The 15,220-nt window shown below is 41.5% G+C and carries 14 protein-coding genes, 1 pseudogene and 1 riboswitch; of the genes and pseudogenes, 11 read left to right on the forward strand and 4 right to left on the reverse strand.

The window, feature by feature from the left end:
* Window positions 1–25: 25 nt before the first annotated feature.
* From DW965_RS04590 to DW965_RS19725, 5 genes are read left to right on the forward strand one after another with little or no spacing between them, the layout of a single operon-like run.
* Window positions 26–1,753, forward strand: coding sequence for a glycoside hydrolase family 3 C-terminal domain-containing protein (locus tag DW965_RS04590; RefSeq protein WP_243036398.1), 1,728 nt, complete (start codon window positions 26–28; stop codon window positions 1,751–1,753).
* On the forward strand, window positions 1,747–2,448 hold the full coding sequence (locus DW965_RS19710) for a glycoside hydrolase family 3 protein (protein ID WP_243036400.1): 702 nt from the start codon (window positions 1,747–1,749) through the stop codon (window positions 2,446–2,448). The genes DW965_RS04590 and DW965_RS19710 overlap by 7 nt, the downstream gene beginning before the upstream one ends.
* A complete protein-coding gene (locus DW965_RS19715; RefSeq protein WP_243036408.1) occupies window positions 2,449–3,609 on the forward strand; it encodes a glycoside hydrolase family 3 protein in 1,161 nt (386 codons plus the stop codon). It begins immediately after the preceding gene.
* A complete protein-coding gene (locus DW965_RS19720) occupies window positions 3,597–4,010 on the forward strand; it encodes a glycoside hydrolase family 3 C-terminal domain-containing protein (protein WP_243036410.1) in 414 nt (137 codons plus the stop codon). The genes DW965_RS19715 and DW965_RS19720 overlap by 13 nt, the downstream gene beginning before the upstream one ends.
* Window positions 4,007–4,861 carry a glycoside hydrolase family 3 C-terminal domain-containing protein gene (locus tag DW965_RS19725; protein WP_243036412.1) on the forward strand — a complete coding sequence of 285 codons (855 nt, stop codon included), beginning with the start codon at window positions 4,007–4,009 and terminating at the stop codon, window positions 4,859–4,861. Before DW965_RS19720 ends, DW965_RS19725 begins: the two co-directional genes overlap by 4 nt.
* 23 nt (window positions 4,862–4,884) lie before the next feature.
* Here DW965_RS19725 and DW965_RS22465 read toward each other — a convergent pair whose 3' ends face one another.
* On the reverse strand, window positions 4,885–5,091 hold the full coding sequence (locus DW965_RS22465; protein WP_119198090.1) for a helix-turn-helix domain-containing protein: 207 nt from the start codon (window positions 5,089–5,091) through the stop codon (window positions 4,885–4,887).
* 446 nt (window positions 5,092–5,537) lie between these two features.
* Window positions 5,538–5,613: riboswitch (cyclic di-GMP riboswitch) on the forward strand.
* 99 nt (window positions 5,614–5,712) lie between these two features.
* Here DW965_RS22465 and DW965_RS04610 point away from each other — a divergent pair.
* From DW965_RS04610 to DW965_RS04625, 5 genes are all read left to right on the forward strand, one after another.
* A complete protein-coding gene (locus DW965_RS04610; protein ID WP_119198091.1) occupies window positions 5,713–7,557 on the forward strand; it encodes an ABC transporter substrate-binding protein in 1,845 nt (614 codons plus the stop codon).
* 2 nt (window positions 7,558–7,559) lie between these two features.
* Window positions 7,560–8,663 carry a hypothetical protein gene (locus tag DW965_RS19730; RefSeq protein WP_243036414.1) on the forward strand — a complete coding sequence of 368 codons (1,104 nt, stop codon included), beginning with the start codon at window positions 7,560–7,562 and terminating at the stop codon, window positions 8,661–8,663.
* A gap of 61 nt (window positions 8,664–8,724) precedes the next feature.
* Window positions 8,725–9,870 carry an ATP-binding response regulator gene (locus tag DW965_RS19735; RefSeq protein ID WP_243036415.1) on the forward strand — a complete coding sequence of 382 codons (1,146 nt, stop codon included), beginning with the start codon at window positions 8,725–8,727 and terminating at the stop codon, window positions 9,868–9,870.
* Between the two features lie 45 nt (window positions 9,871–9,915).
* Complete coding sequence (locus DW965_RS04620) at window positions 9,916–10,731, forward strand: substrate-binding periplasmic protein (RefSeq protein WP_119198092.1); 816 nt, start codon at window positions 9,916–9,918, stop codon at window positions 10,729–10,731.
* Window positions 10,715–12,877: an ATP-binding protein gene (locus tag DW965_RS04625; protein WP_119198093.1), complete on the forward strand. Its 2,163-nt coding sequence runs from the start codon at window positions 10,715–10,717 to the stop codon at window positions 12,875–12,877. Before DW965_RS04620 ends, DW965_RS04625 begins: the two co-directional genes overlap by 17 nt.
* 71 nt (window positions 12,878–12,948) lie before the next feature.
* Here DW965_RS04625 and DW965_RS04630 read toward each other — a convergent pair whose 3' ends face one another.
* The 3 genes from DW965_RS04630 to DW965_RS04640 are packed head-to-tail and all read right to left on the reverse strand — an operon-like array spanning window position 12,949 to window position 14,950.
* Window positions 12,949–13,896 carry a TlpA disulfide reductase family protein gene (locus DW965_RS04630; protein WP_119198094.1) on the reverse strand — a complete coding sequence of 316 codons (948 nt, stop codon included), beginning with the start codon at window positions 13,894–13,896 and terminating at the stop codon, window positions 12,949–12,951.
* A gap of 30 nt (window positions 13,897–13,926) precedes the next feature.
* Window positions 13,927–14,817 (reverse strand): 4Fe-4S binding protein, encoded by an 891-nt coding sequence (locus DW965_RS04635; RefSeq protein ID WP_118697681.1) that lies wholly within the window; start codon window positions 14,815–14,817, stop codon window positions 13,927–13,929.
* Entirely contained in the window at window positions 14,810–14,950 is a 141-nt protein-coding gene (locus DW965_RS04640) for a CD1871A family CXXC motif-containing protein (protein ID WP_020435933.1), read from the reverse strand. The genes DW965_RS04635 and DW965_RS04640 overlap by 8 nt, the downstream gene beginning before the upstream one ends.
* Window positions 14,951–14,995: 45 nt before the next feature.
* Between DW965_RS04640 and DW965_RS22005 the strand changes: the two are divergent.
* A pseudogene (locus DW965_RS22005) lies at window positions 14,996–15,169 on the forward strand (response regulator transcription factor); the annotation flags it as partial.
* Window positions 15,170–15,220 lie beyond the last annotated feature (51 nt).

Consider the following 15,220-nt stretch of genomic DNA (forward strand, 5'->3'; position numbering starts at 1 on the left):
CATCAGCAGAAAGAAAGGAAAAGAGATGAAAAAAAGTATTTTTCAGGAACTTGTGGAAGAATCAATTGTTCTTTTGAAAAATGAAGAGCAGATCTTGCCATTAAAAGAAAAAAAGGTGGCTTTTTTGGGACGGGCACAGATAGAAACCATTTTTTCGGGAAACGGTTCGGGAGCATCCAAATCCCTTGCAAACAAGAATCTCTTATGTGAATGTGAAAAAAGAGGAATCTGTGCAGAAGCAGGGTTAAAACAATTTTACACCAGCCATCAAAAAAACGAATCGGAAAAGTTTGTGATTGACGGTATTGATATCACAAATGTAGAAAATATGAACTGTGGTTTTATGTATGAGATCTTTGGAAAATATCAGCCGATGTGGACAGAGTATCACATTCCGGAGCAGCTGATGCAGAAAGCCAGGGAGTTTACCGATACCGCTGTTTTTGTGCTGGGAAGGAATTCCGGTGGGGAAGAATGTGACAGACACATCGAAGGTGATTATGAACTTACCGAATCCGAAAAAGAACTGCTGGAACAGGTGTGCTGTGTTTTTCCACATGTGATCGTTGTACTGAATATTAATGGAATGATCGATATGCAGTGGGTGAACGCCTATTCCGCAATCAAGGCCGTGGTGTTTCTGGGAATTCCGGGCGAAGAAGGCTGCGGAGCATTAGCTGATATTCTGACGGGGGCTGTGAATCCATCTGGCAAATTAAGTTTTTCCATGGCAGAGTCTTTCAAAGACTACCCGACAGCAGAAAATTTCACTTGGAATAAAGAACAGGAAGATGAAATTTTAACTTACGAAAATTATGGACTGGATGCAAAGGCAAATGGAAGTACAGGATATACGAAAAGCCCGGTAACAGTGTATCAGGAAGACATTTATCTGGGGTATCGCTATTTTGATACCTTTCGGAAACAGGTATTGTACCCCTTTGGATATGGAATGTCTTACACATCGTTTACGATTCTTCCGAAAGAGATGAAACAGGAAAAAGAAGAGCTGGAATTTATTACGGAGGTAACAAATTCCGGAAATTATGCAGGAAAAGAAACGATACAGCTTTATTTGTCCTGTTCTGGTACAGAGTCGGAAAAACCGGAAAAAGAATTAAAAGGCTTTGCAAAAACGAGACTTCTTGCTCCGGGGGAGAAGCAGAATATTTCGATTCGAATATCCATGCAGGATCTGGCAGGATATGTTGAGACATCTGCATCATATATCCTGGAAAAGGGAAAATATCAGTTTTTTATCGGAAATTCATCCCGTGAGACAATTTTTGCAGGAGAAATCCAGATAAGAGAAGATTACGTAATTAAAAAATGTGTGAATCGTCTTTGCGTACAAAACTGCAATGTAGAGCATTTGCAGGTACTATCTGCAAGAGAAGGACGAAAAAAGGTCCGAATGCATGAAAAGAAAAAAGAAGAGACCGATGGTTTAAAAGAGCAGGAAAGATATGATCTTTTACGGGATGAAATGGAACAAGTAAAAAATTTCAGTATCGAACAGCTGGCTGCATTGTGTGTGGGGTATGGACCTGGAATTCCATTTGCAGCGTTCAGCAAACAGGAACAGCCGGAAACCATATTGGATGGTCAGGGAAATCCACTGACCAAAAACGATCATCCAGTCGGAGCAAAAGGATATGTCTCCCCGCTATGCCAGAAAAAGGTATTCATTCCATTTTTTATAAAGATGGACCGGCAGGTGTGGGAACGGGGGCCTGGCCAACGGCTATGCTGATTTCCTGCGCATTCAATAAAGAACTGTGGGAAGCGTTTGGAAATGCGGTTGGCGCAGAGTGCGAAAAGAAAGCGGTTGACGTATGGCTGGCACCAGCAGTCAATCTGCACCGGAATCCGCTTTGCGGGCGAAATTTTGAATATTTTTCGGAGGATCCTTATCTGACCGGAATCTGTGCGGTCCAGATTACAAAGGGCGTTCAGGAAAATCATCCTGTCCGCGTCTGCCCCAAACATTTTGCCGTGAATGAACAGGAAACGTATCGAAGAGGAAGTGCGAAGAAGCGGTACGATGCGGTAGATTCCATCCTTACGGAACGTGCATTGCGGGAACTTTATCTGAAACCTTTTGAAATGTTGGTTCGAGATGCCGGAGTATCTTTTATTATGACATCGTTTAATAAAATTAATGGGGTTCTTGCAGCTGGAAATCGAGATTTGTGTACGCATATTTTACGGGAAGAATGGAACTTTGATGGTGTTGTCGTTACTGACTGGGGCGATATGGATATTGTCGCAGATGGCGGCGATGCTGTGGCAGCGGGAAATGATATCGTGATGCCGGGTGGCCCGCCGGTGATCCGGCAGATTTTGCAGGCCTATCAGGAGAGACGGATTACCAGAAAAGATCTGGAAAGGAGTGTTGCAAGATTGTTACATGTTCTGAAGTTATTTGAGAAAGGGGAGCGTATTTAAATGAAATCATATAGGGATCATACACTGGGTGCCAAAGAAAGAGCCTCTCTTCTGCTCAAAGAAATGAGCCTTGACGAAAAGATGGCACAGATTAACTGTGTTTTTCCTTTTGATCAGGATGCCTATAACTTTGAAAAAATTCAGCAGGAGACAAAATACGGAATGGGAGAAGTAAGCACGCTGGAAATGCGCAGGATGGAGACACTTGATGAAGTGGCTGCATGGCAGAGAAAAGTGCAGAAGATTGTGATGGAAAACAGTGCCCATCAAATACCGGCAATCTTTCATATGGAAGGATTGTGCGGGGCCTTCATTCAGGACTCCACCAGTTTTCCGTCTGGGATTGGCAGGGGAGCAAGCTTTGATCCCAAGCTGGAAGAACAGATTGCAGAAATTGTGAGCAGACAGGAAACGGCCTGTGGTATTACCCATATACTGGCACCGGTTCTGGATGTGGCAAGAGATCCGCGTATGGGCCGTTTTGGAGAAAGTTATGGAGAAGATGCTTCCCTTGTAAGTGCGATGGGGGCAGCGTATACGAAAGGAATACAAAAGAATACAGTTGCTTCAAGAAAAGCAGAAAGTGTGGCAAAACATTTTGTGGCTTTTCATAATTCGCAGGGTGGAATTCATGGAACACACAGCGAAACGCCGACGCGACTTTTAGAAGAAGTGTTTGCAAAACCTTTCCAGGCAGCAATCACAGAGTCAGATCTGAAAGGTATTATGCCTTGTTATTGCTCTGTGAATGGAGAAGATGTATCTGCTTCTCATAACATGCTTACGAAACTGCTTCGGGAAAAAATGGGATTTGACGGCATGTGCATCAGCGATTACGGTGCAGTGGGAAATGCGCATAGTGTACATCATATTGGAGAAACATTTGAAGAAGCCGGTGCGATGTGTCTTCATGCGGGAATGGATATCGAGATGCCGTCCTGTACTGGCTATAATGAGAAATTAAAAGAGATGTTTTCAAGTGGAAAACTGGATATCCATATTTTGGATACAGCGGTTTTGCGGGTTCTGGAGGGAAAATTCAGAATGGGCTTATTTGAAAATCCCTATGCGCTGGAAGGAAAAGAGCTTCATGCTCTTGTAATGCAGAAAGCAGACAGGACACTTCCCTGCGGTCGGCCAGAGAATCCATGGTACTGCTGAAAAATGACGGCGTATTGCCGATTGCGGCAAAAGGGAAAAAAATCGCGGTGATCGGACCGCATGCCGGGTATGCCAGAAAAATGTTTGGTGGATACACACATATGTGTATGATGGAGTCTACCTATGCGATTGCCAATTCTATTGCAGGTGTAAGCGGAGTTGTACAGGCAGATGCAGATGAGATTATTACGGTTCCGGGAACCAATATTCAGTCTGATGAGACAGAGCAGTTTGATCAGATCCTGAAAAGACAGAAACCGCAATGCAGAAATCTGTATGAAGAATTCCAAATCCGCTTTCCGGAAAGTGAGATTTATATGCATATGGCTATCCGATTGCAGGAAACGACGAAAGTCATTTTGAAGAAGCGCTGCAGGCAGCAAAGCAGGCAGACATTGTGATACTGACGCTTGGCGGTAAGCACGGAACGTGTTCCATGGCATCAATGGGAGAAGGAATTGACAGTACTGATATTAACCTTCCAAAATGTCAGGATGCATTTATTCGCAAGGCTGCGCAGCTTGGAAAACCATTGGTTGGCGTTCACTTTGATGGAAGACCGATTTCCAGTGATGCTGCAGAGGAATATTTAGATGCTATTCTGGAAGCATGGAGTCCATCAGAAACAGGAGCAGAAGCAGTAGTTGATATTTTAACCGGAATATATAATCCGGGAGGAAAACTTCCGGTTACCGTTGCTTATGGAGTGGGACAGCTTCCGGTTTATTACAATCATCCATATGGTTCCTCCTGGGATCAGAGCGGCAGTATCGGTTTTGCCAATTATGTGAATATGCCGCACAGACCGAGATATTATTTTGGATACGGACTGTCGTATACAACATTTACATATTCGGATTTACATATCTCGATGGGAAATGAAAAGGCAGCAGATACGGTTCAGATCTCCTGCGCTGTTGAGAACACGGGAAGCTGTGAAGGAGATGAGGTTGTCCAGCTTTATTTACGAGATGAATATGCCAGCCTGACAAGACCAGTAAAAGAACTGGCAGGTTTTAAGCGCATTCACCTGCGAAAGGGCGAAAAGAAAACGGTATGCTTTGAGGTGAAAACGGATCAAATGGCTTTTCTGGACATTGATATGCACTGGAAAGTGGAAAAAGGACGATATGCAGTAGAGGTCGGAAGTTCTTCAGAAGATATTCGTTTAAGAGGAAGCTACTGTGTGAAAGAAAATAAATGGGTTGCGGGAAGAAACAGAGCGTTTTGGGCAAGTGCCGCAGCGAAATAAAAAGAACAGAACCGGATGCCATTTTATACAAAGCGGCATTCGGTTCTGTTCTTGCGGTATTCCCGTGGGGAGCAGTTCATTTTTTCACGGAAACATTTTCCAAAATAGGACTGCTGGCTGAAGCCGGTCTGCAGGGCGATCTGTCTGATGGGAAGTGCGGTTTCTGTTATCTCCGTGATTTGTTTTCTATGTTTTGGCAATATTTTAATAATTTTTGCAGATATTTTCATATTATTTTTTCGATATAATAAGTATACTTGTTGTAAAAAGGATTGTAAAGGTAGTCCAAATGGACAATAATAGTTTATCACATACAACGTGGAATTGTAAGTACCATATGAACCAGAGCAGGAAAACCTGCCGTCGCTGATCACACTTGAAAAAATATGTGCAGCTTTGGGCGTGACATTATCGCAGTTTTTTCAAGAAGATAATTCAGAGAATCTGACAGAAAAACAGAAAGAAGTTCTAGGGATATGGAATGATCTGAGTACAAATGAGCAGGAAACAGTAATGTCAATGCTGCGTGGACTTCGGAAGTAAGAGAACAGTTCGAGTATATGTATCGGCTGTTCTTTTTTTGTTTTTGAACGTTAAAATGTTAATTTTTTTCTTGTGTATAGTAGAACACTAAAGTATAATAAAATCAGTTTTTTACATAAGATTAAAGCTATAATAAGGAAATTGGCAAACCAGATGAAAGTCTGGGACGCAAAGCTACAGGGCCTTTAAAATGGCAGCCAGTTGCATAAAATGAGGTGCACTGTCTGTCTGACGGTGCTTTTTTACGGTGTTATTTCATAGACGTAACAATAATGATTTTATCAGGAAAGAATGAGGAAAATAAAAGTATGAAAAAGGCAAAACGTTGTCTGATAGCAGTGGTGTCAGGTGTACTTGTAGCATCTGCTGTCTTGTCTGGATGTGGACAGTCAAAGAAAGAAGTATCTATAAATGATGATCATCTTACCGTTTATCTGTGGGAAAATCGTTTGATGAAAAATATTGCACCCTATATCCATGAACAGTTTCCAGATCAGGATATTGAATTTATTATAGGTAACAATGATACCGATTTATACAGTTATTTTAAAGAACATGATGAATTACCGGATATTATAACAGTACGTCGATTTTCTGGAACAGATGCACAGGACTTACAGCCTTATCTTATGGATTTTGCTTCTTATGATGTTGTTTCCAAGTATTATTCTTATGCGGTGCAATATTATAAGAATGAGGAGGATGAAATCCAGTGGCTGCCAATCTGTGGTATTCCGCAGACGATCATTGCCAACAAAACACTGTTTGATCAGTATGGCGTAAAGATTCCAGAAAATTATGAGGAATATGTACAGGCATGTCAGCAGTTTTATGATAATGGCATAAAACCGTATTCCATGGATCTTGGTGAAGACTGGTCTAATAATGAAATCATCCAGGCTGCAGCAATCGGTGAGTTTACAAGCCTGGATGGTATTGAATGGCGAAACGGTGCAGAGACTGCAGCGGATGAAGTAAAGTTTGATGATGTATTATGGAAACGTATTTTTTCAGAAACCAGTCAGTTTCTTAAGGACTCGCATTTTGGTAAAGAAGATATCAATATTGATATCAATACAGGAACCCAGATGTTTGTCGAAGGAAAATCAGCAATGTTTCATGGACATCCGACGGTTATGCAGCAGCTGCAGAAACAGATGGATGCGGAGCTGATCCGTATTCCTTACTTTTCACAGACATCGGATGAATCCTATGTGTACATGACTCCGTCCTTAAACATTGCATTTAACAAAAACCTGGAAAAAGACCGGGAGAAACTGGATACTGCGCTGGATGTGCTGGATTGTATGATTTCAGAAGAGGGGCAAAAGCTGATTGCGGATGGAAGCGGTGTTATTTCATTGAATACAGATGTTCCAACCATGATGCAGGATGTGCCTGGACTGGAAGAGGAAATTAATCATAATGCTGTTTATATCCGATATTCCGCCCAAAAATCATTTGATGCAAGTCTTGAGGCTGTTCACGGATTACTGTCAGGGGAAATGGATGAAATACAGGCTTATGATACTTTTCGCAGTGTAATGAATCGTAAAGATCCAGAAGAAAAAGCAACGGTGAATTTTGAAAATGAATATTCCATTTCACTGAACGATAGAAATGGCCGTGATGCAGCATCTTCCATTTTAACTACGATCAGAGAAGAAAATGATGCACAGCTGGCTCTGGCACCATATTATTATTTCACTTCTTCTATGTACAAAGGAGAATGCACCAGCAGCCGGGTTGGCATGATGACAGCGAAGAGTTCAGATACACCATTATATGTTGCAAAAATCAATGGTAAACAGGTTTGTGAACTCGTGGAAAATTATCTTACTGATGCTGATGAGAATTTTTACGTAACCAATAAATACGAATTACCAATTGCATCCGGTATGAAAATGATCGTCAATCAAGAGGAAAGTGGATTTTCGTTAAAGGACTTAACAGTTAATGATAAGAAAATAGACAAAGAAAAGGAATACTCGATTCTTCTTACAGACACCACAATGTCTGTTTTGAAAAAAACAAATCTGAAATGTGAGATTGAGCAGCTTAAAGATACAACATTATCAAGTGCATGGACCGAAGCAATGTCAAATGGACAGCAGCCGTCAGCACCGGAAGACTATATAGAGGTTGAACAGTAAAAGTGGAGATAGAACAAAAGGTAAACAAAAGAAAAAAAATAACAAGGCTGTTGCTTATACTACTTATGATTCTTTTAAGCTTAGTTTGTATCAAGTATCTTATAAGTAAGTCTAATAAGTATATCAGCGAAAATGGAAAAAGCAGTATGGGAGCTGTTGTTGAACAGATACAGCAGACCTATGATCTTCAGGTGAGTGGATACTACAGCCAGCTGCAGTTGGTTGAGGAATTCTTACTTCATGAGAGGGAACTGTCTCTTGAAACGGATACGAACAAAAATTTCTTTGAAGCATGGGAAAAAGAATCGGAAAGTACTCTTATATTCCTTCAGGAAAATGGTCAGGCAATATCAGCAGGTGGAACAAAAATGCGGATTGATATGCCAAGTAAACTTCTGCTGGACTTAAAGAACGGATACAATATTGGAAAACTGGTGCGTCTTGATTATGATCAGAAGAAAAAAGACGGTTATCTGGTTGCGATTCCATGTCAGAAATACACGATCAATGGAGAAACTTATACGGCAATTGGAACTGTGTATGATCATTCGAAACTGGATTCCATGTTAAAATTGAAAGGTTATCATGGAAAAGCATATTTGTTCATGCTGGATCATGACGGAAATATTACGTATACGAACCAGAGTGGAGATAAATACCTGCGTAATTATTCTTTGTTAAAACATTTAAAAGGGGAACAGGCTATTACAGAAGAAGAGGCTGATTTGTTCAAAAAGAAGTTTGATAACAGAGAATCCGGAGTTGCACTTTTGGGAAAACAGAACCCCTATTATCTGGGGTATTGCCCGATAGAAAGCAACAACACCATTTTGGTGTGCATTGTGGCTAAGGGAGTTGTGGACAATGTGCTGATGGATTACCAGAAAACGGTGTTGTTTACAACAATACTCATGGCAGGTTTTATACTTTTACTTTTTGCCGGATTATTCTACAGTATTTCCAGACTTAGTCTTGCAGATCAAAAAGCAGAATATGAAAAAAGAAATAATGAACTTCATTTACAAACAATGAAGGAAATGGAAGTAGTCAATCAAAAAACTGAAAAAGGCAAAGAACGTTGCAACAGAGGCTTTACAGACAGCTGAAAATGCAAATAAGGCGAAAACGGATTTCCTGTCTAATATGTCACATGATATTCGCACACCTATGAATGCAATCATTGGTATCACATCTTTGATTAGACATGATGCAGGTAATAAAGCAAAAGTTATAGAGTATGCAGATAAAATACATATTTCATCACAGCATCTGTTGGGAATTATCAATGACGTTCTGGATATGAGCAAGATTGAGGCAGGAAAAACAGTCTTCAAATATTCTGACTTTTCTATTCTGGATCTTGTACAGGAACTTAACACTATATTTCATACTCAAATATATGAAAAGCAGCAGACCCTTACAATCATAAAAGAAAATATTCAGCATGAGTGGGTGAATGGGGATCAGGTTCACCTGATGCAGATTTTCAGCAACCTGCTTTCCAATGCAGTGAAGTATACCCAGGAAGGTGGGAAAATTCAGTTCTTTGTAGAAGAATGTGAGACAAAGTCATCTGTCTATGCAAAGTACCGTTTCTTAGTTAGCGATAATGGTATGGGAATGTCGGCAGATTTCAAGGATACAATTTTTGATGCGTTTACCCGTGCGGAAAGTTCCCTTACAAATAAAATACAGGGAACCGGACTTGGAATGGCGATTACTAAGAATCTGGTTGAGGCAATGGGAGGTACCATTGATGTGGAGAGTGAATTGGGACAGGGAAGCTGTTTTGAGGTTCTCTTGGATCTGAAAATTGCAGAGGATAGAACAGCTGCTCTGGCGGCACAAGAAGAAACAGATGAGCAGGATGGTAATATCCTGCAGGGAATGAAATTCCTGTGTGCAGAGGATAATGAGTTGAACGCAGAGATCCTGACGGAACTGTTAAAGATTGAAGGTGCGGAATGTACCATCTGTGAAAATGGTGAAGAGATTTTGAAGGCATTTGAGCAGTCTGCTCCAGGTGATTATGACATGATCCTGATGGATGTGCAGATGCCTGTTATGAATGGCTATGAGGCGACGAGGGCAATCCGCAGAAGTTCCCATGAACTGGCAAAGACGATACCGATCATTGCCATGACTGCCAATGCATTCTCAGAGGACATTCAGCATTCTCTGGCAGCCGGTATGAATGCACATGTTTCAAAACCGGTTGAGATGAAGGTGCTGGAAAAGACGATAAGAAGTATAAAATCAGGCGGGGGGGGGTACCGAACCGCAGGTCACTGTACAGTGACGAATGGAAAGTAACCGGACATAGAAGAATCAAAAAGGAGAGTTAGGGATAGACAGAAAATGAAAGGAAAAAGAGTGATTGCAGGCATTCTGCTTGCAGGGATTTTAGCAGTCACCCTGGCGGGGTGTAAAAACACAGATAACACGAAAGAAAAAACCGAAAAGCCTGTTATTACCCTCGGCAGCGACAGCTATCCACCATACAATTATCTGAATGAGGATGGTGTACCGACGGGAATCGATGTAGAACTGGCTGCGGAAGCTTTCAAAAGAATGGGATATCAGGTGGAGGTTGTCCAGATCAACTGGGAGAAGAAAAAAGAACTGGTGGAGAGCGGAGCGATTGACTGTATCATGGGCTGCTTTTCCATGGAAGGACGCCTTGACGATTACCGCTGGGCGGGACCATATATAGCAAGCCGGCAGGTGGTCGCTGTAAATGAGAACAGTGATCTCTATAAACTGAGTGACCTGGCGGGAAAGAACCTGGCTGTTCAGTCCACAACCAAACCGGAAGGCATCTTTCTGAACCGGACGGATCAGAGAATCCCAAAGCTGGGCAATCTGATCAGTCTGGGACACAGGGAGCTGATCTATACATTTCTTGGGAAAGGATATGTAGATGCAGTCGCCGCACATGAGGAATCTATTGTCCAGTATATGAAGGATTATGATACAAGCTTCCGCATCCTTGAAGAACCTTTGATGGTTGTGGGGATAGGAGTTGCTTTTGCAAAAGAGGATGACAGGGGAATCTGTGAGCAGATGGATCAGACACTGGAAGAAATGCGCCAGGATGGCACATCCCTGAAAATTATTGAAAAATATCTGGATGATCCCCAGAAGTATCTGGAGGTGGATGATCTTGGATATTAAGAGAAAGAAAAAAGAAAAACGAATCCAGCTGCTCGGTGGTCTGATTGGAATCTGTGTGGCTGTAATTTCTCTGTTTTATTTCTTTCATGCGGAGAAAGCGGAAGCAGAGAAAAGAATGGTGGAGATTGTAAATTATGTCAAAGTGCAGTGTTCCACCTATACCCATTATAATGAATCTTCGGAATCCAAAAGTCTTCTCCGTGCGATTGAAAGTGCCAGACAGATGAGTACGAATATCGATATGGAAATAGAAAACGGCGGTCAGCTAAGCCGGGATTTCCTGAAGGAAAACCTGCAGACTCTATGGGTGGATGGTATCATTGTACTGGATGCAGAAGGAAAGACGGACTGTGAATACAGCACGGATGAGTCTCTGGCTAATGAGATTACGGAGTATCTGCAAAAAGAAATTATCATGAATTTTGCCGGATATGAAGAAAGAAGCTATTCGGAACGGTTTACCAGGGAAGATGGATCCTTTATTGACATTGCAGCCTGCGCCAGAAAAGATGCACCGGGTATCGTTGCAATCTATTATTACACATCTCCTGAATTTGCCAGAAACTATACGCTGACGATACAGGGGCTTTTAAATGGTTATAGTATCCAGAAAGATGGAACGATTATCGTTGCAGACGACGGAATCGTTGTTGCCAGCAATAATGAGAGCCTGTTGGGACAGAATACAGCCGACAACGAAGTTGTTCAGGCAATGAAAAAGCATACAGACAGTCAGCATATCTATCATTTTAGGAAGGAAGGAATTGGATGTTATGGAATCATGCTGAAACAGCGTGATTATTATATCTACGCATATCTTCCGGATACGGAAGTGTTTTGTAATCTTCCATTAAGTGTTATAGGTGTTATTTTTCTTTATTTTCTGATGTCCGGCATATTCTGGTTCTGGACATACAGAACCAATCTGGCGCACCGGAAACAAGAATTTGAAAAAGATGAAAAATATAAAGCAGAACTTCTGATAGCAGCAAAAAAGGCAGAAGCCGCCAATGAGGCAAAAACAGAATTCCTTCATCGTATGAGCCACGATATCAGGACTCCGATTAATGGAATCTACGGTTTGATCAACATGGCAGACCATTATGCAGATGATATGGAGAAGCAGAAGGAATACAGAACAAAGGTTAAAGCGGCATCCAATCTGTTGCTGGAACTGGTAAATGATGTTCTGGACATGAGTAAGCTGGAGTCGGGTGAAGTTGTTCTGGAAGAGAGTCCATTTAATCTGAGCAAAATCTCTGAGGAAGTGCTTGTTGTAATTGAACAGATTGCTGCAGAACAGAATATCCGGATTGTATGGGAGAAAAAAGAAATCATACACCGTGATCTTATTGGAAGTCCGGGGTATGTAAAACGTGTGATGATGAATATCCTGTCCAATGCAGTGAAATATAACAGAGAAAATGGACATATTTATCTTAGCTGCATGGAAGTCCCATCCGAACAGCCAGGAATGACGACAATGGAATTTATCTGCCGGGATACAGGAATCGGAATGACTGAGGAGTTCCAGAAACATATTTTTGAACCATTTGCACAGGAACATACAGGAAGCCGCACAAAGTTTGTCGGAACCGGACTGGGAATGGCCATTGCAAGGAAGCTGGTCGAGAAAATGGGTGGAACCATTACTTTTGAAAGTGAAAAAGGCGTAGGGACGACATTTGTGATCCGGGTTCCATTTAAAATAGATCCGGATGCGGATAAACGTGAAGAACAGAAGGAGGTATCCGAAAAATCTATAAAGGGATTGCATATTCTTCTGGCGGAAGATAATGAGCTGAATATGGAAATCGCTGAATTTATGCTTCAGAATGAGGGCGCGGACGTGATTAAAGCGTGGAATGGGCAGGAAGCGGTTGAGCTGTTCAGAAAAAGTGAACCTGGTGAATTTGATGTCATTCTTATGGACATTATGATGCCTGTAATGAATGGTTATGAAGCCACAAAGATAATCAGGTCTCTGGACAGAGAGGATGCAAAGGAGGTACCGATCATTGCAATGACAGCAAATGCGTTCACGGAGGACAGAATAAAAGCAAAAGCAGCAGGGATGGATGAACATGTTGCTAAGCCAGTTGATGTGGAATTACTAATAAAAGTAATTCATAAATTGATGAAATAAAAGATGTTATAAGAATGTTAGGGGCAGTTACTGCAAACAGTAACTGCCCCCTAACTAGGATATTTATGTAATTATTTCTGGTCCAGTACGGACTGAATCTGCTTCATCAGCTGATCGTAGTTTGACTGATCGTCAATGCCACCCATGAAAGGTTCCCCAACGATATTTCCGTCTTTATCTACAAGAACGGTTGTAGGAAATGCCATGATGTTTCCTTTTCCAGCATAGTTTCCAACTGTTGAATTAGAATCGAAAGTCAGGTTCTTGTAGGAAGCGCCCTGAGCTTTCATGATTTCTTTTGCCTCTTTGATTCCGGCTTCATTGTTGTCTAAAGTATCCATGTTGATACCAACAACTTCGCCACCCATTTCTTTGAGTTTCTCATTTAATTCATTCAGCTTAGAGAGCTCTCCGACACATGGCTTGCATCCACTGAACCAGAAATTTACAACTGTAACTTTATTTTTAGCGAAAAGACTGTCATCTACATCGTTTCCATCCAGATCTTTTCCTTTGAAACCTTTGAATACAGCTGTGGATTCGTCTGATTTGGAGGAAGAGCTGTCAGAGGAATCGGATGCAGCAATCTCTTTCTCAAGCTTGGCAATTTCTTCTTCAATTCCGCGGATTGTCTCGATGTCTTTGCACAGAGTTTCATATTCTTCTTCAGAGAAAGAGTCTTTGTTAGATTCCACTGTGCTTGCGAGGGAATCAGCATAGTTTCCGCTCTTGTCATCACCGGCAGCGTTCTTGTTCATAAGACCAAAGGCTTTGTCCCATGCATCTTTGTGATCAACAAAAAGCTGGTTTTCCTGCTGGTAAAGGTCATTCCGTTTTTCGTTCAGCTCGTCTGCGCTGCCCGTTTCTGTTGTGGAAGAAGATTCCTGTTTTATGTTTGTATTGTCTGTTGAGGAGGAATTTCCGCAGCCTGTAAACGCAAAAAGTACAGAAATGGCAAGGGATGCAGCAATTACCGTTTTTAATTTCATTGAGTTTGTTCTAAGTGTTTTGTTTTTCATGATTTTAAATCTCCTTTAAATTACGTTTTATTAGTTTTTATTTTCAGCCTGTTTCTTAGTTGAAAATCCGTAATGATAGCAGATTGCATCAGTCGGACAGGCTTTCATACATTCTCCGCATCGGATACACTCCGGATGGTTTGGTGTGTCTACTACATTGACATCCATCTTACAGACACGACTACATTTCTGGCAGCCAACACATTTCTCATGATCAACCTGAATCTTAAGAAAAGATACCTTGTTAAACAGTGAGTAAATAGCACCCAGAGGGCAGATCCATTTACAAAATGGACGGTAAAACAAGATGCTCAGGATGATGAAAAGCGCAAGGATTGTGAACTTAAATGTAAATAAATGTCCGAGTGCGGCACGGATTCCTGAGTTGGCAAGTGCCAGCGGAATTGCGCCTTCAAGTACGCCCTGTGGGCAAATGTATTTGCAGAAGAAAGGATCTCCCATACCAAGTGAATTGGTTACAAATGCCGGAAGTAGTATAACAAAGACGACCAGAATCACATATTTCAGATACCGCAGAGGCTTCAGTTTTGCGGTGGAAAGTTTCTTGCCCGGAATCTTATGCAGCAGATCCTGGAACCATCCAAACGGACAGAGGAATCCACAGATAAACCGCCCTAACAGAACACCTAACAGGATGAAAAATCCGGTGATGTAGTAGGTAAATTTGAATTTTGAAGAACCGACCACGGCTTGAAAAGCTCCAATCGGACAGGCACCTGTGGCGGCAGGACAAGAGTAACAGTTTAGTCCCGGGACGCACATCGTTTTTACATTTCCCTGATAAATTTTCCCTTTCAACAGATTCGGGATGTGAATGTTGGTCAGCAGTGTAGCAGCTGCCTGAATCCATCCGCGGAAGCGGGCCAGAAAGTTTTTGTTTGATTTCATTTTCTTATCCAATTCCTACACACTCCATACATAATTTTATTGCCTTGCTAAGAACAACCGCTGCTTCTCCGCGGAAGATCCCGACAAGGAAAAACACCAGACCGGCTGCAAGTAAAAGAATCTGTGTTGCTTTTTCAGATTTCATTAAAATACTCCTTTCAATGTTCAAAGTCCGTTTATTGACCTTTCGATGTTTGCATTGTACAATAGAGGGTGTAAAATTCCTGTTAAGAAAATGGAGAAAAATAAATTGAGATTATTAGTTGTTGAAGATGAGAAGAAATTATGTGATATGATTGCGAAAAGTCTGCACCAGGCAGGTTATGAGGTAGACACGTGTAATGACGGAGAGGAAGCACTGGATTAAAAAATTTATGAAAATGAATAAGTGGAAAGTTGCATGTCCATTGACATG

The sequence above is a fragment of the Blautia sp. AM47-4 genome (assembly GCF_003479865.1).
Taxonomy (GTDB): Bacteria; Bacillota; Clostridia; order Lachnospirales; family Lachnospiraceae; genus Fusicatenibacter; species Fusicatenibacter saccharivorans.